The following is a 26,743-nucleotide window of genomic DNA, read 5'->3' on the forward strand; positions in this document are numbered from 1 at the left end:
ATTGGATAAACCCTGATGTTAAGGTGATTTATCAGCATTTAAATCTTTTAGCACCTTGTGATTGTCTTTTAGAAAATCCCACTTGTCGCCAAATTTGCCATCGACTACATCGAAGTGCCAAATCTCATCCCACGAAAGTGCCTGATTTTTAGGTTCGATACCTTTAATTATTTCGTCGCCATAATCGCTGCCCTCAAAAGTATGTGATGCCGCATAATTAGCGGTTATATTGATCCAAACGATGGCTTCATTTCCTTCTACGGTCAAATGTTTGATTGTCGATTTATAATTGGGGAAGGATTCTCTAAATTTGGAATGTTCCTCTAAAAATTCTTCTGGGTTTGGTTGAAGGTAGTTGGGAAGTTTGGTTTTCCAATCCGATGAATTCAATTCCCTCAAGTAATTCTTAATGAAATTTCTTGTGCTTTCTTCCTCGGATAGCCTCGACTCAAAAGCCTGTAATTGAGATATTTGATTTTCTTGAACACCCTCATTTTTTGGTCCACCACAAGACAACAGGCCACAAACGGCCAGACCATATACTAGTTTTTTTATCATTTTTTCTTTATAATTTTAAGACGCTGTAGTCTGGGGTTGCATCACACCTAATTGTTCCATCAATATCATCTGATCGGCAATAAGCCAGTGGTCTGTTATTCTACCATTTTCGATGGTGTAACGAATAACAAAAGGTAAGTCCATTTTTCTACCTGTAGGTGGAATACCGCTAAATTCACGTTCGTGGATTCCCGTGGCCCTACCCTGAACGATTACTTTATTACCTTCGGTAACCATTTCCTCGACAAAAAGTTCGTACTTGGGAAACGCCCCATCAAAAAATTGAATGTGCTCTATCAATTTTTCATCATTGGTATATTCTTCACATAGTTCACGTGTCTTTTCGACACCTGAAATTGCATTGAAATACTTAATGATGAATTCCCTGTTTTTCTTTAGACTATCCATAAGATTGAGTTTTTTGAATATTACATCTATATTATACACATCAAAGTTAGGGCGACTTTTAAGACCCTAATTGACCGAATGTTGCAAAAAATTGCGCCTAGGTTACATTTTGGCCTTTATAAAATCGGAAGGGTTAAAACCAAACTTTTTTGAAAAGAGCGCGTAAAATGACTTTTACTTGCAAAACCTACCTCATAACAAACTTCACTTACGTTCAAATCTTTATCTTTTGATTGTAGGAGCTTTTTTGCTTTTTCCAATCGTACGAATCGCAAATATTGTTGGGGAGACATTTGGGTAAGGTTCTTAATTTTTCGAAACAATTGTGTTCGACTCAAGGCCATGGCATCGGCCAAGGCATCTACCTTAAAATCGGGATTTGAAATATGTGAATGTATGACCGCATTGACTTTCTTCAAAAAAACTCCCTCACTGTTACTTTTTAACGCAGCGGCCTTTTCCAAATGTTCGGTATTCGAAAAATGGGAACTAAGCCTTTGACTGACCGCGGAAAAATACATTGGATATTTTTTGGGCAATAAACTTCCGTTTACACCTGATTTAGTGGGCATCATGCTATCTTGCTTTGTAGGAATCGAAACTATAAAGCGAGTTCCCTGGCTCAGTTTTTCAACCAAAAGACCGTTTTTAACCGCCGAGAGAATCTCTCCTAATCGAGAAAGATCTACCCCGGTATTCTCTATGGAAAGAATACACCGATCCTCGTTCTCAATACATCGACCTACTGAAACTTTGATAGAATAGGATTGTGGAGTAAAAGTCACTACCCGGCTTAGCAATACCGTAATTTCAGAAAGTACTTCCTCTGGATTATAAGAAGCCTGTAACGTTTCAACCGAAGATTCAAATTCCAACTCCACCTCTTGCGCTACGGCAAAAGGCCGAAGGCCCGTGACCAGTCCACGGAACAAGGGAACAAGATCGGCATTGATGGCAAATGACATAAGAACTAGTAATAAGAATACCTATAAGATAGTGTTTAAGACAAAGGTTTCCAAACCTCCCTAAGAACCCATTGACTACTCTTCCGAACCGGCGGGAACTTCTTCTTGTCTAGGAGCTTCGGGGATTTCGAATAAATCTATATATGCTTTTCCTATCGATTCTATAACTGCCGAAGCGGTCAACGATTGATATCCCGTATACTCAACTGCGATATCTCCTGCCCTGCCGTGTAGATAAACGCCAAAGACAGCGGCATTCAATGGCTCGTATCCCTGAGCCACCAGACCTGTTATAATACCCGTCAAAATATCGCCTGTGCCTGCGGTTGCCATTCCTGGGTTTCCGGTCATATTCACATATCCTTTTTCATCATACACAGTGATGGTATGCGCCCCTTTTATCAAGACGATACAATCGTGTTTTTTTGAGAAGGTCTTGACTTTTTTGAGTTTATCAAAATCATCTTTCCACTTGCCGACAAGTCGTTCCAATTCCTTGGGGTGAGGGGTCAAAATCGATTGTTTTGGAAGCATTTTCAAAAACTCCTTATTCCCAGAAATAATATTCAAAGCATCCGCATCGATGACCAAAGGAACCTTATTCTTTTTAAGAAAATCGCAAAAAGCTTTCACGGTTTCCGTATTCGTGCCCAAGCCAATCCCAACTCCGACCACAGAAGGATCAATATTAAAATCAATCTTTCCAATCGTACGTTCGTTGGTATCGGTAATCACCATTGCCTCGGGTAAGGCAGTCTGCAAAGAAAGATATCCACATTCGGGCACATAGGCGGTGACCAAGCCACTACCGGAATGCAGACACGCCTTCGAAGCAAGAATTACCGCTCCAATTTTTCCATGACTGCCTCCAATAATCAACGAATGGCCATGCGTACCCTTGTGCGAATATTTCTCACGAGGTTTGTATAACGGCAGCATCTCATTTTTTCCTATCAGTTCATATTCCGTCTCGTTGGTCATTAAAAATTCGGGGTCGAGGCCAATGTCCAAAATTTCCCACTGGTTGACATAGATACCTGTTTCCGGCATGAAAAAAACCAATTTTGGCGCTTGAAAACTGAGTACATAATTCGATTTTATAATACCGCTTGGATTGGCCGGTATTTTATCGGTAAACAATCCGGAGGGGATATCCACCGAAAGAATAAAGGCTTCAGACTCGTGTAGATGCTCCATAAGCTTCATCACCCATTTATCCGGCGGACGGTTGAGACCGATTCCAAAGATGGCATCAACGATAATATCATCCCTACCTATTTGTGGAAGGGTGTCATCCGATTCCAAAAATTCGGGCCATACTTTTCTATCTTTCAACCGTTCAAGATTGATCAAAAAATCCTTTGAGCGCGTCTTGCTATAATTCACGACGTACACGGCAATGTTATACCCATGTTCCTGTAGATGTCTGGCAAGGGCGATTCCGTCACCCCCATTATTACCTATTCCGCAGAACAGATGAATCTTTACCTGCGCACCTTGCATACGTTTGTGAATCCAATTGAATATCTGAATGGCGGCCCGTTCCATCAACTGGTCACTTGTAATCTGCTGTTTCTCTATTGTGAATTTATCAGCGGCATATATTTGTTGGGCGGTAAAAAGCTTCATTTACTAAAAGTAAGAGTGAATTATTGACGATTCTCTAAAAATAAGTGCAAACATTTGATTGGGATACTAAAAGTACTACTTTTGATGCTTTATAAGAAAAATGGGCGTTCTCAATTCGTACATAGTAATCCACTCCTCACCGTCTGCCATAGATTGTATTACCACGACCCCTGTGGGGTAAGCAACTATTTTTTTCGTCCGTCTTTTAGTTCTTTTTTTCTCATTTGAAATCCACCTTTTGTAAATTACCTCGGGGCAAGTCCCGCGAGGCATTGAAAGGAAATTCATTGTTTGATTTCGACGCAAGCGTCGGAGCATATAAATCTCGATTATCGAGTAAAATCCGTTTTCAAAATGAAAGTATTGAAATTTGGGGGCACTTCGGTCGCCAACGCACAGCACATCATTAAGGTCAAAAACATTGTATTAAAAAACACCGGCGGCAGTGCCATTGCGGTTGTGGTTTCGGCATTTGGCGGAATTACCGACTTATTGCTAAAGGCCTCGGAAAGTGCGGCGTTAAACGATACTTCCTACACCAAAACTATAAAAGAGATTGAAATAAGGCACCTGACCGTGATAAAGGAATTGCTTCCTATACAAGTTCAAAGTAGTATTTTAAGCAAAATAAAATCGGAAATAAACGATTTGGAAAGTCTGTTAGAAGGAACTTTTTCGATTGGGGAACTTACCCCAAAATTATCCGATAAAATTGTGAGCTATGGTGAACGAATGTCCTCTTACATCATTAGCTCCTTTTTTAAGGAGGAAGGCCTGGATGTCACTTTCAAAGACAGCAGGGAAATTATCCGAACCGATGAAAACTACGGTGCAGCGGTGGTCGATTTTGAGATGACGAACACGGAGTGTGTCGAATATTTTGACAAGACAGAGCATCTGATAACCGTAATGGGGGGTTTCATTGGATCTTCGGCTATGGGAAATACAACTACATTGGGTCGCGGTGGATCCGATTATACGGCCGCCATAATCGCGGCCGCAACAGATGCCGAGGTACTGGAGATCTGGACCGATGTAAGCGGTATGTACACCGCCAACCCAAAAATCGTAAAACAAGCCAAACCCATTCCGCAACTATCCTATGAAGAAGCCATGGAACTGTCACACTTTGGTGCATCGGTTTTATATCCACCTAGCATTCAACCTGTATTGACGAAGAATATTCCCTTGCACATTAAGAATACGTTCGACCCTGAAGCCTATGGTACCCTTGTCTCGAGAGACCACCGTGAAAAAAAGAAAGTAGTCAGTGGAATCAGTTCCGTAGAACATATTGGAATACTCACCTTGGAAGGGCCGGGAATGGTGGGCATACCGGGTATTTCAGCTCGATTTTTCGATGTGCTTTCAAGAGCGGGTATCAATGTTGTACTGATTACGCAAGCCTCTTCTGAACATTCTATTTGTGTAGGAATCTCGGATAAGGATCTGGGCAAAGCCGTTGAAAAAATCAATTCGGCCTTTTCTTTTGAGATATCCCAAGGTAAAATAAATCCCGTCAAAGCCGAAACTGACCTCGCCATCATCGCACTTATCGGCGATCAGATGAAAAGCCACCAAGGCTTGAGCGGAAAAATGTTCAGCACCTTGGGCAAAAACAATGTAAACATAAGAGCAATCGCACAGGGGGCCTCGGAGCGGAACATCTCGGCCGTAATTCGAAATGTCGATGTCAAGAAGGCCTTGAATGCCCTGCATGAAGAATTTTTTGAAGAAAACACCAAACAGCTCAATCTATTTGTAATGGGCGTGGGCAATGTAGGATCGAAATTTTTGGCCCAAGTTCAAAAACAACGAAAATTTTTAAAAGACAACCTCAAATTAAATTTGAGGGTCATCGGTATTTCAAATTCCCGCACAATGGCTTTTGACGAAAACGGCCTCTCGTTGAAAAACTGGGAGACATTATTGGCCGAAGGTCAAAAAGCGGACAGGGATATATTTTTCGAAACGGTACAACACTTCAATTATCGAAATAGCATCTTCGTTGATAATACGGCAAGTGATGCAGTAGCAGCTACCTATGCATCGTATTTGGGCAATAGTATCTCTGTAGTGACTTGTAATAAAATAGCCTGTTCTTCTGATTATGCCATCTATAGAAACCTCAAGCATTTAGCGAACGAATATAACGCCCCGTTCCTTTTTGAGACCAATGTGGGAGCAGGATTGCCCATTATTGATACGTTAAAGCATCTGATTGTCTCCGGGGATAAAGTATTGAAAATTCAGGCCGTACTTTCGGGAAGCCTGAACTTCGTCTTCAATAATTTCAGCGATAAAACGACATTTCACGATGTGGTAAAACAGGCGCAAGAGGAAGGCTATACCGAACCCGACCCTAAAATAGATCTTAGCGGTGTGGATGTGATGCGAAAAATACTGATATTGGCACGTGAAAGTGGAAACGAATTGGAAATTGATGATATAGAAAATAAGTCCTTTTTGCCAAAGGAAAGTTTGGATACCGGCAATAACGAGGATTTTTTCGAATCCCTTAGAAAATATGAAGCCGAGTTTCAGAAAATGTATAAGGATGCGATGGAAAATGATAGCAAGCTAAAATATGTCGCACAATATGAAGATGGAAAAGCTAGTGTAGGTTTAGAGCAAATTCCGAAAGGTCATGATTTTTATAATTTGGAAGGAAGTGATAATATAGTTTTATTTTACACGGAACGCTACCCCAACCAACCGATGATCATTAAAGGAGCCGGGGCCGGATCAGATGTTACCGCTTCTGGGATTTTTGCTGACATTATCCGAATCGGAAATTTTTAAACCCAACTTCGCGAGGAGCGGGGAAAATAGTTGAGTACAAAACAAATTTTAACGCGACGCGGCGATCTGCTACATTTTGAATCAAACTAAAATAGATTGCCGCGCTTCGCTCGCAATGACGAAACAAATGAACGAAATCAAAATATTCTGCCCAGCGACCATCGCCAACATATCCTGCGGATTTGATGTGCTGGGCGTAGCTTTGGATGCTGTTGGCGATGAAATGATCGTTCGAAAAGTTTCCGAAAAAGGAATCCGTATTACAAAATTGACCGGTCAAGACCTTCCGCTAGAAACTGAAAAAAATGTTGCCGGAGTAGCAGGTTTGGCCTTTTTGGAAAAATCGGATTACGATGGCGGGTTCGAAATCGAAATCTATAAAAAAATAAAGGCCGGTAGCGGTATCGGTAGTAGTGCGGCAAGTTCTACGGGTGCTGTTTGGGCAATGAACGAATTGTTGGACGGACCGTTTTCAAAGCTCGATTTGGTAAAATTCGCCATGGAAGGTGAACGCCTGGCAAGTGGTGTGGCCCATGCAGACAATGTGGCCCCTGCCCTATTCGGCGGATTCACCTTGGTACGCAGTTATGAACCTTTGGACATTATCGAAATCAATACCCCGAGCGAATTGTACGCTACGGTAATTCATCCGCAAATCGAAGTGAAGACTTCCGATTCGAGAAGTGTGCTGCGAACTAATATTACGCTCGCTCAGGGCATCAAACAATGGGGCAATGTTGGCGGACTCGTCGCAGGACTTTTCACAAGCGATTACGATTTGATCGGAAGGTCGTTGGTCGATCATATTGTTGAGCCCATTCGTTCGATTTTGATTCCTGGTTTTGACGAAGTAAAATCAGGTGCCCTGAAAGCAGGTGCCCTCGGTTGTGGAATTTCAGGCTCCGGACCCTCGATTTTTGCCTTTAGCAAAGGGGAAACGGCCGCCAAAAAAGTTGCCGAAAGTATGAAGAACGTCTATAAAAATATTGGAATTGATTATGATGTGCATGTTTCTAAGATAAATGTTGAAGGCGTGCGGATGCTTGATGTCTGATGCTCGGTGCTCGGTGCTCGGTGCTCGGTGCTCTAATAAAATATTCATGGTAAAATCCCTTTATAAAACATCGTGCTTCGTGCTTCTAGCATCCAGCCATTTTCAAATTAATAAAATTTTCAAATTAACACATTGAACTTCTACAGCCTAAATAACCAAGCACCCAACGTCTCATTTAAGGACGCCGTCATTACAGGAATTGCCCCCGATAGAGGTTTGTACTTCCCTGAAAGTATCGAACCGTTACCTTCAAGTTTTTTTGAAAGAATCGAAGAACTTTCCAATCACGAAATCGCGTTCAATTCCATTCATCAATTTGTTTCTGATGATATTCCCAATGAGAAATTAAAAGAGATTCTTGCCAACGTTTTGGACTTCGATTTTCCGGTAGTCGAGATCGAAGAAAATGTGGCCACTTTGGAACTTTTTCACGGCCCTACCATGGCCTTTAAAGATGTTGGCGCCCGATTCATGGCGAATTGTATGGGTTATTTTTCGGAGGGAGAAAATTCAGAAGTTACCGTTTTAGTGGCTACTTCTGGGGATACCGGTGGCGCAGTTGCCAATGGATTCTTAGGAGTTAAGGGAGTAAATGTTGTCATTCTTTATCCGAGCGGAAAAGTCAGCGATATTCAAGAACGGCAATTGACGACACTAGGCCAGAACATAACAGCATTGGAAGTCGATGGTACTTTTGACGATTGTCAGAAAATGGTCAAGACCGCTTTTTTGGATGAGGCATTATTGAAGAAGATGAAACTGACCTCGGCCAATTCAATCAACATAGCCCGATGGCTTCCCCAACTTTTCTACTTTCTATTTGCTTACAAACAGGCCAAATCAAAAAACAAAGAAATCGTTTTTTCTGTTCCTTCAGGAAATTTTGGAAATGTTTGTGCCGGTATGGTCGCCCAAAAGCTAGGAATGCCTGTCAAGCATTTTATCGCTTCCACCAATCTCAACGATACGGTTCCTGAATTTATGAAAACGGGGGAATATGTTCCAAAACCTTCGTCCGCAACCATATCGAATGCCATGGACGTCGGCGACCCAAGCAATTTTGTTCGCATCCGCCATTTGTATGGCGATAATTTTGAAGAACTTTCCAAAAATCTTTCCTCCTATATGTTTACCGATTCCGAAACGCGAGAGGCAATGTTGCACATTTATACAAATAGCGGATATATTACCGACCCCCATGGCGCGGTAGGTTATCTGGGACTAAAAAAATATCAAGAATTGCATCCCGATAATTACGGAATCTTTTTGGAAACTGCCCATCCGGTCAAGTTTTTGGATGTTGTCGAAGAGACAATCGGTATATCCGTGGAAATTCCCTCTCAAATCCAGAAAGTAATGGGAAAGGATAAAAAATCCATCCACATCACAAAGTATGACGAGCTTAAAAACTTTTTGCTAGAGGGTTGCTAATCTAGATTAGGAAGTACAAAATCATCCAGCGGACTTGGTTGTTTCATAACTGCTTCAATCGCTTCTGTAGTTCTTGGGGCTCCAGCAGATAAATTGACCGGGCCGTTGTCGGTAATCAGAATATCATCTTCAATGCGTACGGCGATGCCCCACCACTTTTTGTCGCAATCGCTTCCTTCAGGAATATAAATTCCCGGTTCTACCGTAATCACTGTATTTGCTTGAAACGGTCCATAGGTACCTTTATCGTGAACATCCAATCCCAGGTAATGTGAAGTGCCATGCGGAAAGTAGGTTCTGGCTTCCTTGGCTTCCTTTATAATTCCTAATTTCATAAGGCCTTCGGCAATTACTTCACTAGAGGCACTACCCGGTGCCTGAAAAGGTGCACCGACAGTACTTGCTTTAATTCCCGCTTCCTGCGCATCATAAACAATATCATATATCTGTTTCTGCTCTGGTGAGAACTTTCCGTTCGCCGGAATGGTCCGGGTTACATCGGCCGTATACCCATGGTACTCCGCACCCAAATCCATCAAAACCAAATCATTGCCGACCTGGGTCTTGTTGTTTTCAATATAATGGAGAATACAACCATTATTACCTCCTCCTACTATTGAAGGATATCCTTCATATTCAGCACCATATTTTTTGTAAACGTATTCGTGTACCCCTTGAATTTCAGTTTCCGACATATTGGGGTGCATCGCTTTCATCACTTCCACCTGACCCACTGCCGAAATCTCGACGGCCTTTTTCAAAAGCACCATTTCTTCTTCGGTCTTTGTTTCCCGTAAGGTGGACATGATTTCAGAAATCATACTTGAATCAAGGTTATTCGCCTTTAGTTTCAAACTTACCTTTTGCTTTATCTCGCTTCGTATGGCGTCATCTTTGGCATTCATAAAACCACTTAACAGTTCATCTTCCTTTAGTTTGGCATCGTAGTTCAAATAACGGCCCAAGGTCTGTGCTACATTGGCACTGTTCTCCACATCGGTTGATTGGATCCTCGTATATAATTGCTGTTTGGTTGCGCTATAATCAGCAGGATACTCGGCTTTTATCTTGAAGCTTCTTATCAAATCGAACAAATCGGCATCGCCCCTTTTATCCCTGACATCATTGTTAAAATCAAAAAAAGAGACCTTATCGAAAGAAGTGAAATCTATGTTTAGGTTCATAAATTCACTTCCGTTAAAGGCCATATCAAAACCTAATTCCTTTTTCACGCCTTCGACACCCAACCGTTTGCCGTTCCATTGTTCCGCCAAAGGATCTCGCTCCTGCACATAAAGAAGTTCATTGTACTCTTTGCCGTCGGAATCTTTTGATTCTCGGAAAAAACTACCAAAACAGCGTTCGGTTCTTTATAGCCTGTTAAATAATAGAAATCAGGATCTTGATGATAAATATAATCTACATCGTTAGCACGATTACGTTCTGCATTCGCGAACAATACGACTATACTATTGGGCGGCATCAACTTGCGCACCTTATCCCTTCTTTCCTTATGAAAATCAGCTGGGAGGAAGTCGGTAGGTGTATTCTGCGCCCAACAGGTGAGCGAAGTTAAAATAATCATTGCGGCAAATAGGATTGTCCTGAACATGTGAATATTTTTAATGGCTCAAAATACCATTTTTTGTAAAACAAATTTGAAGCTGTTATTATAAAATTGTGAAAACATACGGACTTCGAATAAGAATTTCCCTAATTAATTCGATAAATTTGCTCAGCTAAAATTTCGATGTATATGAAAGACACGGCCTTATCAAAAACACACGAAGCCCTTGGGGCCAAAATGGTGCCTTTTGCAGGTTATAATATGCCTGTTTCCTATGAAGGCGTGAATGCTGAGCATGAAACTGTACGCGATGGCGTTGGTGTTTTTGATGTTTCCCACATGGGCGAATTCTTGATTTCTGGGCCGACCGCCTTGGATTTGATTCAAAAAGTTACCTCGAACGATGCTTCTAAATTGACCATCGGAAAGGCACAGTATAGCTGCTTACCGAATGAAACTGGAGGTATCGTCGATGACCTTATCGTTTACAGAATAAAGGAGGAACAATACCTGCTCGTTGTGAACGCTTCGAACATCCAAAAAGATTGGGCCCATATCTCAAAATACAATGCGGAATTTAATGCCGAGATGCGAGACCTATCTGAGAATTATTCCCTTTTGGCGATTCAAGGCCCAAAGGCCGTCGAAGCTATGCAGTCAATGACCTCGGTCGATTTGGCTGAAATAAAGTTCTACAATTTCGTTGTCGCCGATTTTGCAGGAATCGATTACGTCATCATCTCGGCAACGGGATACACCGGTTCTGGCGGATTCGAAATATACTGTAAGAACGACCAAGTAAAACAAATATGGGACAAAGTATTTGAGGCCGGAGCGGATTATGGCATAAAACCCATTGGTTTGGCAGCGCGTGATACGCTACGCCTAGAAATGGGCTACTGCCTTTACGGTAATGACATTAATGATGAAACCTCACCCATTGAAGCGGGATTGGGGTGGATTACAAAATTTACCAAAGACTTCGTAAATAAGGAAGCTCTGGAAAAAGAGAAGGCCCATGGCCCCGAACGAAAACTCATAGCCTTTGAATTGGACGACCGTGGAATTCCAAGACATGATTATGATATCGTTGACGGACAAGGAAAAAAATTGGAACCGTATCCTCGGGAACCATGTCTCCCTCATTGGGCAAAGGCATCGGTCTTGGGTATGTACCCGTGATATTTTCTGAAGTAGGAAGCAAAATCAATATTCAAATTAGAAAAAATGCGGTACCCGCTACCGTGGTAAAACTTCCGTTTTACAAAGGGTAGTTCTTTATGGCCAAACGAAAGGGAAAGTTGCAGGAAGGAGGCAAGAAGATTTTGATTTTAGGGGGAAGCGGATTTATCGGCCATGCCATCTACAAAGAACTCTGCAATTATTTTGACACCTACGGCACCTATTTTACGGCGCGAAAAGCTTTCGAGGGCAACCAACAATTCTTTCGCTATGACATGCAAGAAGATGATGTTTTTCCTTTATTGGAAAAGATACGTCCCCAACTGATTATTTCCGTGGTACGCGGAAATTTTGCCGCTCAGGTACAGGCACATCAGCATCTGGTCGAATATATTTCGAAAAACGATTGCAAACTATTTTTTATATCCTCGGCAAATGTTTTTGACGCCTATAGCAAATATCCTTCTTATGAGAATGACAAGACGCTTTCTGAAAGTGTCTATGGCAGGTTTAAGATAAAAATCGAGAACATGTTGTTGCGCTTGCCCAAAGAGAAAATGGGAATCTTGCGTTTACCCATGGTTTTCGGCAACAGTTCCCCAAGAATTAAAGAAATCAAAAATCGAATCTGGAACAATGAACCTGTAGAGGTTTTTCCGAACCTAATACTGAATGTAACAAACGACGACAAGTTGACCCAACAAATACATTATCTTATCAATCGCGACAAAAGCGGAATTTATCATTTGGGAAGTACGGACTTGGTACACCATGAAGATTTCATTCGGGAAATTGTCGGGCGTATCGGAAATTTTAATCCCATCTACAAACGGGTATATACGACCAACGAAGAGCGCTATATGGCCGTACTTCCCAAGGACAATAAGCTGCCAAAAAGTTTGCAGGTCACTTTTCAAGAAATCATAGACCATCATATTTTGAGTTGAAGAACTGCGTACGCTTGTTTATCTTTAAGAATTGAATAGAAATAGATTCCTGCTTTTGCAGGAATGAAAAAAAATGTTTAGCTATGGAAAAACTAACAGAAAGAACCATCGAAGAACGTCTTGAAAAATTGGAAGGATGGGAATATGTGGACGGGGCCATTGAGACCTCTTTCGAATTCAAGAATTTTAAGGAAGCTTTTTCAGTAATGACCCGGCTCGCGTTCGAGTTTGAGAAGCATAACCACCATGCAGATTGGAGCAACGTTTACAACTCGTTGAACATACGATTGAACACCCACGATGCAGGAGGCGTTACCGAAAAAGATTTTGAACTCGCACATGCTATCGAGAAAATTATTGAAACATAGTTTGAAGTAGGCAGTGGTTGTAATCAGTAATCGAAAATAAGTTTTGAACTTGAACTTGCGCTTGAACTTTCTTTAATTTGTAGGTATTCAATTTTTAGTATAAAAAATATGGGAAGAGCTTTTGAGTTCAGGAAAGCGCGTAAAATGAAACGTTGGTCGGCGATGTCGAAAGCGTTTACGCGAATCGGCAAGGATATTGTTATGGCCGTAAAAGAAGGTGGCCCCGACCCTGATTCAAATTCCCGATTACGGGCCGTAATCCAAAATGCGAAATCGGTCAATATGCCCAAAGACAATATTGAGCGGGCCATAAAAAGAGCTTCTGACAAAAGCCTGGGGGACTTTAAAGAAGTCTTGTTCGAAGGTTATGCCCCACATGGCATTGCCATTTTGATAGAGACGGCAACGGATAATAATACCAGAACCGTCGCGAATATCCGTAGTTATTTCAACAAATGTGACGGAAGCTTGGGCACTTCAGGATCCGTTGAATTTATGTTCGACCATACTTGTAATTTTAGAATTCCCGCCGAAGGAATCGATTCCGAGGAATTGGAATTGGAGATGATCGACTATGGCGCCGAAGAGGTCTTTGTTGACGATGACGGAATTCTCATCTATGCCACCTTCGAGAGTTTTGGTGCCATTCAAAAAGAATTGGAAAACCGTGATATCGAAATACTTTCTTCCGGTTTTGAACGCATTCCGCAAGTGACTAAAAAGCTGACCGAGGAAGAAGCGGCAGATGTAGAAAAACTACTCGAAAAAATCGAGGAGGACGATGATGTTCAGAATGTATATCATACGATGGAGGAGTAAGTATAATTTAGTCCATAATTTAAGAAAGTTATTTTTAATTTAACTTGTTTTTAGTTTTTTAAGGTACTGTAAATAAATTGCGGTAACTTGATATTTTTGAACCTTGCAACCTAATTAATGACCTCCATTAAAGAACACTGTTGTGGTGCCGATGTGTTTTTTGACAAGAAAACAGCAAAAAAACAATATCGGCAATATTTAAAAAATGGGCCATCGAGGGTGACTGCAAAAATCATCCGACAATTAACCGCTCAAACCATCGAAGGTAAATCATTGATCGATGTGGGTGGTGGCATTGGTGCTTTGCAATGGTGGTTCCTTCAAACGGGTGGGGCTCGAACCACAGCTATCGACGCTTCATCTGGTTATTTGCGACAAGCGGAAGAACATGCTGACAAAAAAGCATGGGGGGCAAAAACTCATTTTATTCTTGGCGATTACACGGTAGTACATACTCAAGTCGACCGCCCTGATTATATCACCCTAGATAAAGTGGTCTGCTGCTATCCGGATTTCAAGGAAATAATTGAAACAAGCTGTCAAAAAGCAAGAACTCATGTTGCGCTGAGCTATCCCATCGACGGAATAATTTCCAAAATCGTATCCTGGATCGGTGCTCTGATCATAAAGCTTAAAAGCAATTCATTTAGACCCTATGTTCACCCTGTAAATCAAATCAGGGAGGTGTTCGAGCAACAGGGATATGAAAGGGTCTCGCATGCCCTGGCCTTCCCTTGGCATATTGAAACCTACCGTAGAGTAAAAGTATAGAGCTTTTAAACGGTTCAATAACCCATGCTCGTGTATATCTGTTCGATGGCCGCACAAACCTATGACATTGCCAGACATAAACAGCAAATCACGAATTAGATGCTGAAGTCAAACAGAGGCGGTGGAGTTTCTGATCTATGCCCCTTTCGAAAGTTTCGGTACCATTCAAAAAGAATTGGAAAACCGTGAGATTGAAATTCTTTCTTCCGGTTTTGAACGCATTCCGCAAGTGACTAAAAAGCTGACCGAAGAAGAAGCGGCCGATGTTGAAAAATTATTGGAAAAAATCGAGGAGGACGATGATGTACAGAATGTATATCATACCATGGAGGAATAAAGAATTCATTCCCAATTAAGTTGCTGACGGTACACACAGATTGTAGAACTACCAAACAAAAAAGAGAACCTATTAGGTTCTCTTTTTTGTGCAGTTTTTAGGCATTAGTGTTTCACTATGACCCGTTTTGTAAACTGGTTCCCTTTTTCATCAATTGCCTTTAGTAGGTAAACTCCAGATTTAAGGTCTTGTACATCAATGGTGCTTTCCAGATTTGCCTTGGCTATTTTACGCACCGAGCGGCCGCTCATGTCGAAGATTTCCATACTACCCATCGTTACCGGTTTCTCAAAACTGACGGAGACACGTTCACTGGCCGGATTAGGATAAACCTTTAGTGCGTTCAGCGGTCTTTTTCCAGCTAGGCCGTTTTCACCAACCTTGCTCACGACAAGGTTGTCATAGTGGGCCGACCCAGGTTCGTTACGGCCGAAGTTCGGGTAGATCCAGATATCGAGGGTCCTTACCCCCTCACTTACGGTTATCGTCTGCTCGTGGGTACTCCAACCTTGGCCGAAGCTATGGCCGATCTCCCAGGTGTTGGGCCTGCCGTTCTCCACTACCTCGATTCGCGCCTGCCCGTCAGTACTGTTGCCGTCGATACTGAAATAAAGTTCATCGCCTGCAGCGATTTCTTCCTTTGACAAGTCGATACTGATGACATATTTCGCCCAAGGTTCGTTATTGCCATTGTTGACCAATTGAATGGCGCAGTCCGAACCGTTGGTGATATCCGATACGCCATTGGCGACATCCAATCCGGAACCGTATCTGCCTCCCCCAAGCGGTAAGCTCAGGTCTTCATTGGCCAAATCATCGGGGCAACCTGCAGGTATGGCCCTTCTCACCACAAGATTGTCGTAATGCGCAAATCCCGGGACATTATTCTTGAAATTCGGGTAGAGCCAGATATCTAGGCTCTGTAGCCCCTCCCGAACGGTAATCGTCTGTTCGTGGGTGCTCCAGCCTTGGCCAAAGTCATGGCCTATTTGCCAAGTGTTGGGCCGACCGTTCTCGACTACTTCGATTCGGGCCTGCCCGTTCGTACTGTTCCCGTCGATGCTGAAGTACAGCTCGTCACCTGCGGTGATCCCATTTTCGGCCAAGTCTATCTTTATCGCATACTTCGCCCAAGGTTCGTTCGTATCGTTGTTCACCAATTGTATGGCACATTCCGAGCCGTTTGTGACGTCCGACACTCCGTTCGCGGCATCAAGACCCGAACCGAAAGTACCCACCGGTAATAGAATGTCATCATCTTCATTGGCAAGAATATCGGGACAATCGGAGCCCTCCACTTTTCGTACGATAAGGTTATCGTAGTGTGCCGATCCCGCTACGTTGCCCGCAAAGTTCGGATAGATCCAGATATCGAGCGTGGTGATGCCGTTGGGTACGGTCATCGTCTGTTCATGCGTGCTCCAGCCAGCCCCGAAGGTATGGCCGATCTGCCAGGTGTTCGGCCTTCCGTTCTGCACCACCTCGATGCGTGCCGTACCGTTGGTACTGTTACCATCGATACTGAAGAACAATCGGTCCCCGGCGGATATGCCTTTCTCAGCCAGGTCGATTTGTATCGAATACTTCGCCCAAGGTTGATCGGGGTCGCTATTGACCAATCGTATCGCACAGTCAGACCCATTGACGATGTCGGATACCCCTATGGCAGTATCGAGGCCCGAACCAAAGGTACCGGCAGGCAAGGATAAGTTTTCATTCTCGTTGGCCAATAAATCGGGACAACCTTCGGTCGGGCAGTCTTCGCTTTTCGCTGCATCGATGATGGTCCAACCGAAATCATCGATCAGTTTTTGGCGGGCGGCTTCGCCCTGACAGTACTCACTATTGCCGCTATCAAAGACAACCCCATTTTGAAGCGTTACAAGGCTAGCCCAACCTATTAAGATATTGTCATAATTTTCTGTAGATAAGAAAGAATTGGCAAACATTCCATTCATATTTGTAACACTGCTCACATTCCAATTGCCTATATCTTGGTTGAACACGCTATTGTAAAACATACCATCCATTGTCTTTACATTCGAAACATCCCATGCATGGATGTCTTGGTCAAATACCGAATTACCATTGAACATTGCGGTCATATTACTGACACTACTAACATCCCATCTGCCTATGTCTTGGTTGAATGTGCCGTTAGAAAACATATGGAGCATATTCCGAACGTTTTGAACATTCCAATCACCGATATCTATATTGAATTCCTTGGCTCCGGTAAACATCCAATCCATGACATTAACCTGACTAACATCCCAATCATTGAAGGAACTATTGCCTACCAAAGAAGTACAACTTAAAAACATATAGGACATATCTTCGGTATTGGTTAAATCTGGTATATCGGTGGCTAAAACATCCATATTTCCGCAAAATGCGAACGCATTTCCCATGGAGGACCATCTAATAGATCCCCACTGATCAACTGATATTAACTTTTTTTGATCTCTGGTCTCCCCAAAACCTTCTTCAAAATAGATTCTTGGAAACGCACCCGAAATTGAAACCTGGTAGGTCCCCGGCGTTTCGTAGGTATGGGTGATGTCCGTCGTAACCTCAGTATCAGAAGTGCCATCACCCCAATCCACAGAATAATTATAGGTCTCCCTTGGAAAAGTTGGTATGGTAATCTGATTGTCTTCCGAACTACCGGAATTATCAGTTTTCCAGGTAGAGACAAAGGGCTTTTCAATTACACAGTCCTCACTTTTTCCTTCATCGGTGATGGTCCAACCGAAATCATCGATCAGTTTTTGTCGGGCGGCTTCGCCTAGACAATATTGGCTGTTGCCACCATCAAAAACAAGATTATTTTGAAGTGATTGAACGCTCCAACCAACCAATGTATTATCATAATTTTCGACAGAAAGTTTAATACCTGAGAACATACTATTCATCTCTCTAACCTGTGCCATATTCCATTGACCCAAATCTTGGTCAAAGGCAGATGCTTGATTAAACAAATAATTCATATGCCTAACATTCGATACATTCCAACTACTTATATCTTGATTAAAGGAATGCGCACCAGAAAACATTGATGTCATACCGATAACATTTGCCACATTCCATTTGGCTAGATTTTGGTTAAAAGATATAGCTCCATTGAACATATTGGTCATTGAGGATACCTCGGCGGTATTCCAACCAGAAATGTCTTGATTAAAAGAAGAAGCAGAAAGAAACATATCGGCCATTGTAGTGACATTGGAAACGTTCCAATTACCTATAGCTCCATTAAACGCTTCGGCATTTTCGAACATAGAATTCAATGTAATAACATTATCTACTTCCCAACTATTGAGATTCATATTAAATGTGCTTGCCCTATTGAACATATCGTTCATGGTGACAACGTTACTGACGTTCCAATTTCCTATATCTTGATTAAATTCACCAGCTGAATAAAATGCATATGACATATCAGTTATACCACTTGTATCCCACAAACCGACTGTAGCATTCCATATCAAATTTGAACAAAAAGCAAAGGTCGTATCAAATGAAGTAACATGCGTAAGATTGGGTAAATCAGTTGCTTTGATATCCAAATTAGAACAGCCATTATAAGCCGAGTGGAATGAACCCCAAATATTATCACCCCATTGGTCCACGGTCAGAAGTTTTTCTCTATCGTTATTTGAAGACCATCCAAAATACATTCCCGGAAATTTTCCCGAAATCAAAACCTGATACGTTCCCGGTACTTCATAAGTATGTGTGATGTCTCCGGCAACCCCTCTATCAGAAGTACCATCTCCCCAGTTAACTGTGAAATCATATATAAAATCAACGAAAGTAGCATTCCTGTAAGTTGGAATGGTAATCTGATTGTCTTCTGAAGTCCCGGGGTTGTCGGTTTTCCAGGTGGTGATAAAAGGTCTTTCAGTTTCGCAATCTTCACTTTTACCACCGTCGGTAATCGTCCAACCGAAATCATCGATCAACTTCTGCCGTGCGGCTTCGCCAAGGCAGTATTGGCTGTTGCCGCCATCAAAAGCAACTCCGCTTTGGAGTTGTTGTGTACTCCATACATTTAAAAGAACATCATAGTTCTCAGTAGACAACCCCGCATTTTTGAACATCCAAAACATATTCGTAACATTTGATACATTCCAATTAGAAATATCCTGATTGAATGAACCGGCGTCAACAAACATCTCTGACATAAAAACCACCTTCGATGTATCCCAATTTTCTAAATTTTGGTTAAAAACAACATTCTGGTCGAACATCCCTCCCATGTCAGCCACCTTGCTGACATCCCAGTCTCCAATATCATGATTGAAAGGAGCTAGCCTGAACATGCCACTCATGTCAGTAACGTTCGAAACATCCCAATCACCGATATCTTGATCAAAAGGAGAAGTAGAAAACATTTGATTCATCGATGTAACCTGGCTGACATTCCAATTACCAATATCTTGATTAAATCCTGAGAAGTTGAACATACTCCCCATATTGGTTACATTGCTAACGTCCCAATTGCCAATATCTTGATTAAACAAGCTGCATCCAAAAAACATAGAGCTCATATAGGTTATATTGCTCATATCCCAATCATTTAGCGAATTGTTATAGACCAAGGATGAACAACCTCGGAACATATGACCTAATATAGTCAGTTCTGATATGTCTGGTAAATCAGTTGCGACAACATCTAGATTTGCGCATTGATCAAAGGCAGCATTTAAATCTGACCATAGTTGAGACCCCCATTGATTAACTTGCAATAATTTCAAATTATCTTTTTGTTCTCCGTTGATTATTCCAAAGCTCACTGCCGGAAAAATCCCTGAAATTGATATCTCATAAATCCCAGGAATTGTGTAGGTATGGGTTATGTCTTTTGTAACATTATTATCTACACTACCATCCCCCCAATCGACCGTATAGTCGTAAGGACCACTAAAAATACTTCGAGATGTATGAATGGTTATTTGGTTGTCTTCTGAAATACCGGGGTTATCAGTTTTCCAAGTTGTTACAAAGGCAATGCTACTGTCTAAGGTTATATTGATAAGCTGTTGACAAGATTCAGAACTATTTCCGGCCACGTCGACAGTGCTCCATGTAATAGTTGTTGTACCCAAAGGAAATGGAGCCTCCAAATCTTGGCCATCGCTTCGGGTAGCCGAATATTGAAATTCTTCTTGACAATTGTCCGTTGCCGTCGGTGAGATAAGTTCTAAGGGAATACTATCACCGAATGGAATCGTATGGTCAATATCAGCGGGACAAATTATCGTCGGCGCCTCTTCATCTGAAACTATCACCAGTTGTGCACAACTCTCCGATGTATTACCTGCCTCATCGGTGGCGGTCCATGTTATGGTAGTTTCCCCGATTGGGAAGTGGTCGGTCAATTCTAAATTGTCACTTCTTATTGCCTCAAAAATGAAGGTTTCAGACACATTATCGGTAGCTGTTGGCTCCGAAATAAGTGAAGTTGCTTCGCAAATTCCTTCTTCGTTGATTAGGTCAATATCAGCAGGACAGGTGATAATCGGTGCCTCGTTATCTTCGTTCGATTCAAGACTTCCAGGAGATCCGATATCCCCGGCGGTGCTGGTATATGTATTGAAAAGGGGCGTTTCTTCTTCATTTGGTTCGGCACTGCTCAATGACCAACTGCCCCCTACGGTGTTGTCGAAATCCAAGGCGATTAAAAATATGGACTTTGAATTGCTCGAAGCGGGCCAATCACCTCCAGCGTCATAAATGACTTGCTGAATGACATTCGCTTGTGAAACATTGTCTCCCTCATAACTCTCGAAACTATCCCATATTCCTATAGAATCTCCCGTATTGTTCAAACCAGGCCAGTTGGCCACCGGAATTGCATCAACGACACCCCACGCCGCCTCAAATTCTTGAAGGGTCAGGTCATCATCAAATAAAATAACCGATTTTCCGGGTTGTAATATGCCCTCGGAAATATTTGCGGCATCTTGATCCGTATTGTTATTGTCATCAAGTACATAGCCGGTCAAGTCGATCGCCTCGATGCTATTGTTATAAATTTCTATCCACTCCCCATTGCTTTCTGTAATGGGGTTGTACATGATTTCTGTAATAATTAAATCCGGATTTTGACCGTAAACGGAAAAAGAAAAAAGAAGAATGAACAGCGCGGAAAAAGTAAAATTTCTCATAATGGTTAGGTTTATAGTTATTTAATCAAATTCGAGTACCGACCTGTGATTGAATCGAAGGACCGAATTAAATATTTATGTGATACTAACAAATATCCTATAATGGGTATTTTATCGATCATCGGCCTGTAGGTAGCCTTTACAAAGAATTGGGAAATTGTAAACTGAATCGCATGATGAAACTAGAGCATCTCATCAAAAACACTAAATTTATGTTGTGAGTCAAGACAAGAATGTTGTGAAATGTTAAAATTATTTGGTCAAAGCTACTTTTTTTGTAAGAAAAAAGTGCCAAAACAGAATAATGAAATCCGAATCAAGAGATGATTTAGTCGTATTGGAGAAGTAGCTAACTATACGCTGGCACTTTGCCAACCACACCTTTAAAGAACGACATATAAGTTTTGAAATCATCCTCTTTATTATCGGTCGGAAAATGAGGTTCGGAAAACTTTATCTCTTTCTTACCATAGTCAAAAGCGACCATGACAATGGGTACGTTAGCTGCCTTGGCGATGTAGTAGAAGCCCGTTTTCCATTGTGTCACTTTTTTACGCGTACCCTCTGGCGATAGTGCCAACCTAAATTCTTTGCGTTCGTTAAAAATTTTGGCAATGGCGGAAACCGTGTCGCTATTCTTACTACGATCTATGGGTGCGCCGCCCATCCACCTGAAATACCATCCGAAAGGGAACTTGAAAAGGCTTTTTTTGCAATGAAATTGATTTGCTCGTTGCAGACCCGACGGATCAATAGTCCCAAAAAAGAAATCGACCCAACTGGTATGGGGCACTACGATAAAGATACATTTATCTAAATCGGGAAAGGATCCTACCAATTTCCAACCCAAAATCTTGAAGTAAATAAATCTAGCAAGGCTTTGCATGGCATCGAATTACTGAGAATCATTAGGTAGTTCTAGACTTTAGCCTTTGCTGAGCGCAGCCGAAGTGCTCTAACAGACAGTAGAAAAAACTAAATTTTTTGATAGATGGATTTCAATTTGGCGGGGGTCATCGTTTTCTGCCAATCTTTACCCAAAGCATTTTCCCATAACGGCTCCATGTTCAATGAAACATTTATCATGGTATCGAAATCAGCTTCGCTCAAATTGGCGCAAACATTCTTAGGAAGTGTAACTTCGTGTTTTTCGAGCATGGTTTTAAAAAGTGCGACCCCCTCGGGGTAAAACTCCTCTAAATGTTGAAATACCAGACAATTACCTATCCCGTGTTTTACACCCAGTAAATAACCCAGACCATAGCTCATGGCATGGGCAACACCGACCTGGGAGTAGGCAATGCTCATACCGCCATGCCAAGAAGCCATCATCAATTTATCACGGGATTCAGAATGTGACAGGTCTTCTAAAAAAACTTCTTTGCATAGCTCCAGTGCCTTTTCGCCATAACTTTGACTAAAAGCGTTCAAATAAGTGCCATTGAGTGATTCGATACAATGGATATAACAATCCATTCCGGTATAGAACCATTGCTCTTTGTCGACGCCTTTGGTCAGTTCGGGGTCCAGCACAACTTGATCAAACGTGGTGTAGTCAGAATTGATTCCCAATTTTCTTTCTGGTCCCAACAGCACCGTAGTACGGGATACTTCTGCACCGGTTCCACTAATGGTCGGTATGCCTACATGATATATCGACGGTCTATGCACCAGGTCCCAGCCTTGATAGTCCGATGCTACTCCTTTATTGGTCAGCAATATGGCCACTGCTTTGGCCAAATCCAATAACGTACCACCACCAATACCTACGATACCGGATGGAAGCTCAGAAAACTCCTTTTTGATACGATTTACCAAGACATCCACTTGTGTCGTCTTGGGTTCTTCATCCGCAGAGATGAAAATAATTTGATCGTTGAATATTAAAGGGACTCTTTCAGCAAGCTCGGTCCCTTCGAAAACATCGTCCACCAAAAATATGATGGGTGCTTCGGAGTGACTTCTTTTCGGCATCAAAATCTCTCCCAAGTGATCAAAACTTCCCGAACCGAACACCACTCTGGGAACCATAGGAAAATTTCGGTACTGCCGCGTTTTCAGAGCCGAAACGTTTTTTATATCCATATCTTTTTTTGTATGCATAATCTGAATTACAAGTACTTCAAAATATTCGATAACTTATTTAATGTCAGATATTTATTGTTATCTTCCTCGACCGTTACTTCTTCATGTTTCCATGTCGTATGAAAAGGAATATGAACCGCTTTGGCGCCAATATTTACAATAGGCAGAACATCCGATTTAAGTGAATTTCCGATCATTAAAAATTCCTTCACACCTATCTCCAAATGTTCGAGCAAATTTAGATAGTTTTCTTCTTTCTTATCGCTCAATACCTCAACATGATGAAAATAAGTAGACAAACTCGACCTATCCAGCTTGCGTTCTTGGTCAAGAAGATCACCTTTGGTCAAGACGATCAACCGGTATTTATCTTTTAGCACTTCCAACACTTCTTTCACACCCTCAAGAAGTTCTACCGGATGAGCGATCATCTTTTTACCCAGATTCAAAATGTCATGAATCGTTGCTTGGGAAATCGTATTATTTGATATTTCAAGGGCAGATTCGACCATAGAAAGCATAAAACCTTTGATTCCGTAGCCGTAAAGCTCTAGATTCTTCATTTCCATTTTGAAGAGCTCTTGATCAATCTTGTTCTTGGTTTCATAACCTTCGAGTAAATCAGCAAATTGTTCCTCCGCCTCCCTAAAATAAGTTTCGTTTACCCATAGCGTATCATCGGCATCAAAGCCTATGACCTTAATGTTGCTAAAATCTATTTCCATGCTTCTTGCGCCCTTTTTAGGTCTTCAGGTGTATCTATCTCTATTCCTGATACGTTTGTTTCCACCATTTTTATCTTCTTTCCATATTCCAAATAACGAATGGCCTCTATTTTTTCGGTGGCCTCTAAAGACAGCATAGGCAGTCTTTGAAAGTCCATCAAAGCACTTTTTCTAAAGGCATAAATCCCCTTATGCTTATAATACTTAGCCTCGATTTCAGTAGACCTTGGATAGGGAATTGGTGAACGCGAAAAGTATAAGGCAAAATTGCGATTGTCCACAATGACCTTTACGGTATTCGGATTTGAAATTTCCTCCTCGTCCGTAATGTGTACCATTAAGGACGCCAGGTCTATTTCTTGATCAATATCACTTCGAAACACCTCTAAAACAGCCGCAAGACTAGTGCGCTCGGTAAAAGGCTCATCGCCCTGTACATTGACTATGATATCGACATCAATATCGGCAACGGCCTCTGCGATACGGTCACTGCCGCAATCGTGCTCTTTTAGACTCATTATCACCTTACCGCCAGCCTCAGCAATGGCATCATAGATTACCGGGCTATCCGTCACAACGAACACCTCGTCAAATAACTCTGTTCGCACCGCCGCTTCATAGGTTCTGACGATAACAGGTTTACCTGATAGGTCTTGCATTAATTTTGCAGGAAATCGAGATGCGGCGTATCGCGCCGGAATCATAGCTATAATTTTCACTTGCTGAATGGATAAAGGTTAGGTTTTTGCCTTGGGCCTTAATTTTCTATAAATCATAAAAATGAAAACAAGAATAATGATGACCATGATGACGGCCAATATCGGTGCAAAAATAGATGCGGTCGTTACCGCTATGGCAGTACCTGTTTCAACAGTCGACACTAGAGGGTTTGCCAAACCGCCTGTTGTTGCAGTAGATGTTAATCGGCTCGCCGCCCCCGCTCCTTTAATGGCGGTAGCTGTTCCGCCACCCGCAATTATGGCCAAAGACCAGGTCACAACGGGATCCAAGTTGGCCACGGTAGAGACCATGACGGCAGTACCGGCAATGGCAGCCAAGGGTACGGCAAAACTATCCAGCAAATTGTCGACCCAAGGAATAAAATAAGCAAAAATCTCAACAACGGTCGCTACCCCAAGGGTAATTACAGCGGCGAGACTGCCGATCCATTGCCAGCTATCGTTCAATTCCCATACATCAAAATAGGCCGCTAAACTCAGGGCAAATAGGGGAAGAAAAACCCGAAAGCCCACAGAAGCCGCAAGACCTACGCCCAAGAAAACACTTATGATGGTTTCTGATGTCATGTATTGGCAAAGTTCAAGTGCAAGTTCAAATACAAAAACAGTTCCAAAGAGCAGAAAATTTCCCTAATGTGCATTTGACTCCCATTATTTCCCACGAATTTAACTTATTCCGAATCAAGAAAAAAATCGTTCTTAAAACCGATAAGATATAGTTGCGATTTGGCCCTGGTAATTGCAGTATAAAGCCATCTCAAGTACTCCTTGTCTACCCCATTGGGTAAATAAGGTTGCTCCACAAAAACAGTGTTCCATTGACCCCCTTGGGACTTATGACAAGTAATTGCATATGAGAATTTTACCTGCAATGCATTAAAGTATTTATTATTCTTTACGGACAAGAATTTTTTATACTTCGATGTTTCATCGGCATAGTCTTTCATCACCTCTTGATAAAAGCGATTACCATCTTCGTAGGAAAGTGAAGGAGTCACGGCCTGAATGGTATCTAACAACAATACAGTTTCAAGGGGTTTTTGATTCGGGTAATCGACCATCTTGACCATAACCTCGGCAAATCGAAAGCCATATAACTCTTTGATCGAAAATATTTCGAGTACCTCGATAATATCGCCGTTAGCAATAAAGCCAGCTTCCGAATTCGGTTTTAGCCAAAAGTAATTGTTCTTCACCACCATCATGAAGTCGCCCACCGCCAACTCATTTTCTAAATATAGAATGCGATTACGAATATTCTCGTTATAGAGATTGGCCCTTTTGTTCGATCGAACAATAAAAGTTGTTTCCTCTTTGCCATGTATCGAATAAGCATTTTCTATGGCCTCCAATATTTCGTTCCCATCGATCAAACGCACGATATCACCGTACGGATTCACATCAAATTGAAAGATTTCGAAAAAATTACCCTGAAGTTGTTCGCGCAGCACCGTGGCATTGACCAATATACCTGAATCTTCTTCCTGTCTGACCACCTCATCCAATTCGAGACGAACAACCTCTTTATTATAGTTCATAGAAAGTTTGTCGGCATCTAAGGCTGGACTCAATTCTAAATGTACCGGAGGCAATTGAGCAGTATCTCCTATCAGTATCAATTTGCAATTATGTCCCGAAAAAACGAATAGTAAAAGGTCATCCAACAAGGATCCGTTTTCAAAAAGTTTGGAATCGGCCGGCGTATCAGGAATCATGGATGCCTCGTCTACGATGAAAACCGTATTTCGATGCTTATTGGGCGCCAATACGAATTGTACCCTGCCCCCGCTCTGCTTTTTGGGGATATAGATTTTTCGATGTATCGTAAATGCCTGGGTCTTAGAATAATTCGACATCACCTTGGCGGCTCGGCCCGTTGGGGCCATCAAAACGGCTTTCATGGTCGTTTTCCATAAACACGATACCAGTGCACCGACGATAGTTGTTTTTCCGGTTCCTGCGTATCCTTTTAAAAGGAAAATATCTTCTTGATTTTTTGAAAGTACGTACTTGGCCAATTTTTGAAGGGCAACGGATTGCTTGTCCGTCGGGTCATGCGGAAATTTTTCCTTTAAAATTTGATAAAAAGCACTATCGGAAAGTACACTCATAGAAAATCAAAGATAATCATGATTTTTTAGGAATGCTTTTTTAATGCATCTGTCGGGAAACATGTAGCATA

At 41.9% G+C, this 26,743-nt stretch carries 20 protein-coding genes and 2 pseudogenes; 9 read left to right on the plus strand and 13 right to left on the minus strand.

The genetic code is table 11. The features are described 5' to 3' along the window. Positions 1-18: 18 nt before the first annotated feature. The 4 genes from N8A86_RS01775 to N8A86_RS01790 form a co-directional block, all read right to left on the minus strand. The gene (locus N8A86_RS01775; RefSeq protein WP_273567510.1) at positions 19-558 is read right to left on the minus strand and encodes a nuclear transport factor 2 family protein; all 540 of its coding nucleotides are present in this window, start codon (positions 556-558) and stop codon (positions 19-21) included. Between the two features lie 15 nt (positions 559-573). Next, positions 574-966 carry an ester cyclase gene (locus N8A86_RS01780; protein ID WP_273567511.1) on the minus strand — a complete coding sequence of 131 codons (393 nt, stop codon included), beginning with the start codon at positions 964-966 and terminating at the stop codon, positions 574-576. 116 nt (positions 967-1,082) lie between these two features. Further along, positions 1,083-1,931: a helix-turn-helix domain-containing protein gene (locus tag N8A86_RS01785; RefSeq protein WP_273567512.1), complete on the minus strand. Its 849-nt coding sequence runs from the start codon at positions 1,929-1,931 to the stop codon at positions 1,083-1,085. Between the two features lie 75 nt (positions 1,932-2,006). After that, positions 2,007-3,560, minus strand: coding sequence for an NAD(P)H-hydrate dehydratase (locus N8A86_RS01790; protein ID WP_273567513.1), 1,554 nt, complete (start codon positions 3,558-3,560; stop codon positions 2,007-2,009). Positions 3,561-3,914: 354 nt separating this feature from the next. Between N8A86_RS01790 and thrA the strand changes: the two genes are divergently transcribed. From thrA to thrC, 3 genes are all read left to right on the plus strand, one after another. Further along, the gene (gene thrA, locus N8A86_RS01795; protein WP_273567514.1) at positions 3,915-6,362 is read left to right on the plus strand and encodes a bifunctional aspartate kinase/homoserine dehydrogenase I; all 2,448 of its coding nucleotides are present in this window, start codon (positions 3,915-3,917) and stop codon (positions 6,360-6,362) included. 127 nt (positions 6,363-6,489) lie between these two features. Beyond that, a complete protein-coding gene (locus N8A86_RS01800) occupies positions 6,490-7,416 on the plus strand; it encodes a homoserine kinase (RefSeq protein ID WP_273567515.1) in 927 nt (308 codons plus the stop codon). Between the two features lie 132 nt (positions 7,417-7,548). Next, the gene (gene thrC / locus N8A86_RS01805) at positions 7,549-8,847 is read left to right on the plus strand and encodes a threonine synthase (protein WP_273567516.1); all 1,299 of its coding nucleotides are present in this window, start codon (positions 7,549-7,551) and stop codon (positions 8,845-8,847) included. Here the strand turns inward: thrC and N8A86_RS01810 are convergent. After that, complete coding sequence (locus N8A86_RS01810) at positions 8,844-10,139, minus strand: M24 family metallopeptidase (RefSeq protein ID WP_337251716.1); 1,296 nt, start codon at positions 10,137-10,139, stop codon at positions 8,844-8,846. The genes thrC and N8A86_RS01810 overlap by 4 nt on opposite strands. Further along, a complete protein-coding gene (locus N8A86_RS21330; protein ID WP_337251717.1) occupies positions 10,076-10,459 on the minus strand; it encodes an aminopeptidase P N-terminal domain-containing protein in 384 nt (127 codons plus the stop codon). The genes N8A86_RS01810 and N8A86_RS21330 overlap by 64 nt, the downstream gene beginning before the upstream one ends. 144 nt (positions 10,460-10,603) lie before the next feature. Here N8A86_RS21330 and gcvT point away from each other — a divergent pair. The 6 genes and pseudogenes from gcvT to N8A86_RS01840 all read left to right on the plus strand — a co-directional run. After that, positions 10,604-11,688, plus strand: a pseudogene (gene gcvT / locus N8A86_RS01815) (glycine cleavage system aminomethyltransferase GcvT). Between the two features lie 6 nt (positions 11,689-11,694). Then, positions 11,695-12,543, plus strand: coding sequence for a sugar nucleotide-binding protein (locus N8A86_RS01820; protein ID WP_273567517.1), 849 nt, complete (start codon positions 11,695-11,697; stop codon positions 12,541-12,543). 83 nt (positions 12,544-12,626) lie between these two features. Beyond that, positions 12,627-12,911, plus strand: a complete 285-nt coding sequence (locus N8A86_RS01825) for a 4a-hydroxytetrahydrobiopterin dehydratase (RefSeq protein ID WP_273567518.1) — start codon at positions 12,627-12,629, stop codon at positions 12,909-12,911. A 108-nt stretch (positions 12,912-13,019) separates the two neighbouring features. Beyond that, positions 13,020-13,730, plus strand: a complete 711-nt coding sequence (locus N8A86_RS01830; protein ID WP_273567519.1) for a YebC/PmpR family DNA-binding transcriptional regulator — start codon at positions 13,020-13,022, stop codon at positions 13,728-13,730. Positions 13,731-13,847: 117 nt separating this feature from the next. Then, the gene (locus N8A86_RS01835; protein WP_273567520.1) at positions 13,848-14,501 is read left to right on the plus strand and encodes a class I SAM-dependent methyltransferase; all 654 of its coding nucleotides are present in this window, start codon (positions 13,848-13,850) and stop codon (positions 14,499-14,501) included. A gap of 130 nt (positions 14,502-14,631) precedes the next feature. Then, positions 14,632-14,838: pseudogene (locus N8A86_RS01840) on the plus strand (YebC/PmpR family DNA-binding transcriptional regulator); the annotation flags it as partial. Between the two features lie 104 nt (positions 14,839-14,942). Here the strand turns inward: N8A86_RS01840 and N8A86_RS01845 are convergent. From N8A86_RS01845 to N8A86_RS01875, 7 genes are all read right to left on the minus strand, one after another. Further along, the gene (locus tag N8A86_RS01845; RefSeq protein WP_273567521.1) at positions 14,943-21,011 is read right to left on the minus strand and encodes a BspA family leucine-rich repeat surface protein; all 6,069 of its coding nucleotides are present in this window, start codon (positions 21,009-21,011) and stop codon (positions 14,943-14,945) included. A 349-nt stretch (positions 21,012-21,360) separates the two neighbouring features. After that, complete coding sequence (locus N8A86_RS01850) at positions 21,361-21,897, minus strand: 1-acyl-sn-glycerol-3-phosphate acyltransferase (RefSeq protein WP_273567522.1); 537 nt, start codon at positions 21,895-21,897, stop codon at positions 21,361-21,363. Between the two features lie 89 nt (positions 21,898-21,986). Beyond that, positions 21,987-23,096 carry an iron-containing alcohol dehydrogenase family protein gene (locus N8A86_RS01855; protein WP_273567523.1) on the minus strand — a complete coding sequence of 370 codons (1,110 nt, stop codon included), beginning with the start codon at positions 23,094-23,096 and terminating at the stop codon, positions 21,987-21,989. Positions 23,097-23,122: 26 nt separating this feature from the next. Next, a complete protein-coding gene (locus tag N8A86_RS01860) occupies positions 23,123-23,821 on the minus strand; it encodes an HAD family hydrolase (RefSeq protein WP_273567524.1) in 699 nt (232 codons plus the stop codon). Continuing rightward, on the minus strand, positions 23,812-24,525 hold the full coding sequence (kdsB, locus tag N8A86_RS01865) for a 3-deoxy-manno-octulosonate cytidylyltransferase (protein ID WP_273567525.1): 714 nt from the start codon (positions 24,523-24,525) through the stop codon (positions 23,812-23,814). The genes N8A86_RS01860 and kdsB overlap by 10 nt, the downstream gene beginning before the upstream one ends. Before the next feature lie 33 nt (positions 24,526-24,558). Beyond that, entirely contained in the window at positions 24,559-25,128 is a 570-nt protein-coding gene (locus N8A86_RS01870; protein ID WP_273567526.1) for a DUF4126 domain-containing protein, read from the minus strand. A 104-nt stretch (positions 25,129-25,232) separates the two neighbouring features. Then, complete coding sequence (locus tag N8A86_RS01875) at positions 25,233-26,672, minus strand: ATP-dependent DNA helicase (RefSeq protein WP_273567527.1); 1,440 nt, start codon at positions 26,670-26,672, stop codon at positions 25,233-25,235. Between the last annotated feature and the right edge of the window lie 71 nt (positions 26,673-26,743).

Source organism: Maribacter halichondriae, from assembly GCF_027474825.1.
Taxonomy (GTDB): Bacteria; Bacteroidota; Bacteroidia; order Flavobacteriales; family Flavobacteriaceae; genus Meishania; species Meishania halichondriae.

Bases quoted from the DNA above. Each gene is read 5' to 3' on its own strand.
- N8A86_RS01775 (WP_273567510.1), bottom strand. From the start codon at position 558: ATGATAAAAAAACTAGTATATGGTCTGGCCGTTTGTGGCCTGTTGTCT.
- N8A86_RS01780 (WP_273567511.1), bottom strand. From the start codon at position 966: ATGGATAGTCTAAAGAAAAACAGGGAATTCATCATTAAGTATTTCAAT.
- N8A86_RS01785 (WP_273567512.1), bottom strand. From the start codon at position 1,931: ATGTCATTTGCCATCAATGCCGATCTTGTTCCCTTGTTCCGTGGACTG.
- N8A86_RS01790 (WP_273567513.1), bottom strand. From the start codon at position 3,560: ATGAAGCTTTTTACCGCCCAACAAATATATGCCGCTGATAAATTCACA.
- thrA (WP_273567514.1), top strand. From the start codon at position 3,915: ATGAAAGTATTGAAATTTGGGGGCACTTCGGTCGCCAACGCACAGCAC.
- N8A86_RS01800 (WP_273567515.1), top strand. From the start codon at position 6,490: ATGAACGAAATCAAAATATTCTGCCCAGCGACCATCGCCAACATATCC.
- N8A86_RS21330 (WP_337251717.1), bottom strand. From the start codon at position 10,459: ATGTTCAGGACAATCCTATTTGCCGCAATGATTATTTTAACTTCGCTC.
- N8A86_RS01820 (WP_273567517.1), top strand. From the start codon at position 11,695: ATGGCCAAACGAAAGGGAAAGTTGCAGGAAGGAGGCAAGAAGATTTTG.
- N8A86_RS01825 (WP_273567518.1), top strand. From the start codon at position 12,627: ATGGAAAAACTAACAGAAAGAACCATCGAAGAACGTCTTGAAAAATTG.
- N8A86_RS01830 (WP_273567519.1), top strand. From the start codon at position 13,020: ATGGGAAGAGCTTTTGAGTTCAGGAAAGCGCGTAAAATGAAACGTTGG.
- N8A86_RS01835 (WP_273567520.1), top strand. From the start codon at position 13,848: ATGACCTCCATTAAAGAACACTGTTGTGGTGCCGATGTGTTTTTTGAC.
- N8A86_RS01845 (WP_273567521.1), bottom strand. From the start codon at position 21,011: ATGAGAAATTTTACTTTTTCCGCGCTGTTCATTCTTCTTTTTTCTTTT.
- N8A86_RS01850 (WP_273567522.1), bottom strand. From the start codon at position 21,897: ATGCAAAGCCTTGCTAGATTTATTTACTTCAAGATTTTGGGTTGGAAA.
- N8A86_RS01855 (WP_273567523.1), bottom strand. From the start codon at position 23,096: ATGGATATAAAAAACGTTTCGGCTCTGAAAACGCGGCAGTACCGAAAT.
- N8A86_RS01860 (WP_273567524.1), bottom strand. From the start codon at position 23,821: ATGGAAATAGATTTTAGCAACATTAAGGTCATAGGCTTTGATGCCGAT.
- kdsB (WP_273567525.1), bottom strand. From the start codon at position 24,525: ATGATTCCGGCGCGATACGCCGCATCTCGATTTCCTGCAAAATTAATG.
- N8A86_RS01870 (WP_273567526.1), bottom strand. From the start codon at position 25,128: ATGACATCAGAAACCATCATAAGTGTTTTCTTGGGCGTAGGTCTTGCG.
- N8A86_RS01875 (WP_273567527.1), bottom strand. From the start codon at position 26,672: ATGAGTGTACTTTCCGATAGTGCTTTTTATCAAATTTTAAAGGAAAAA.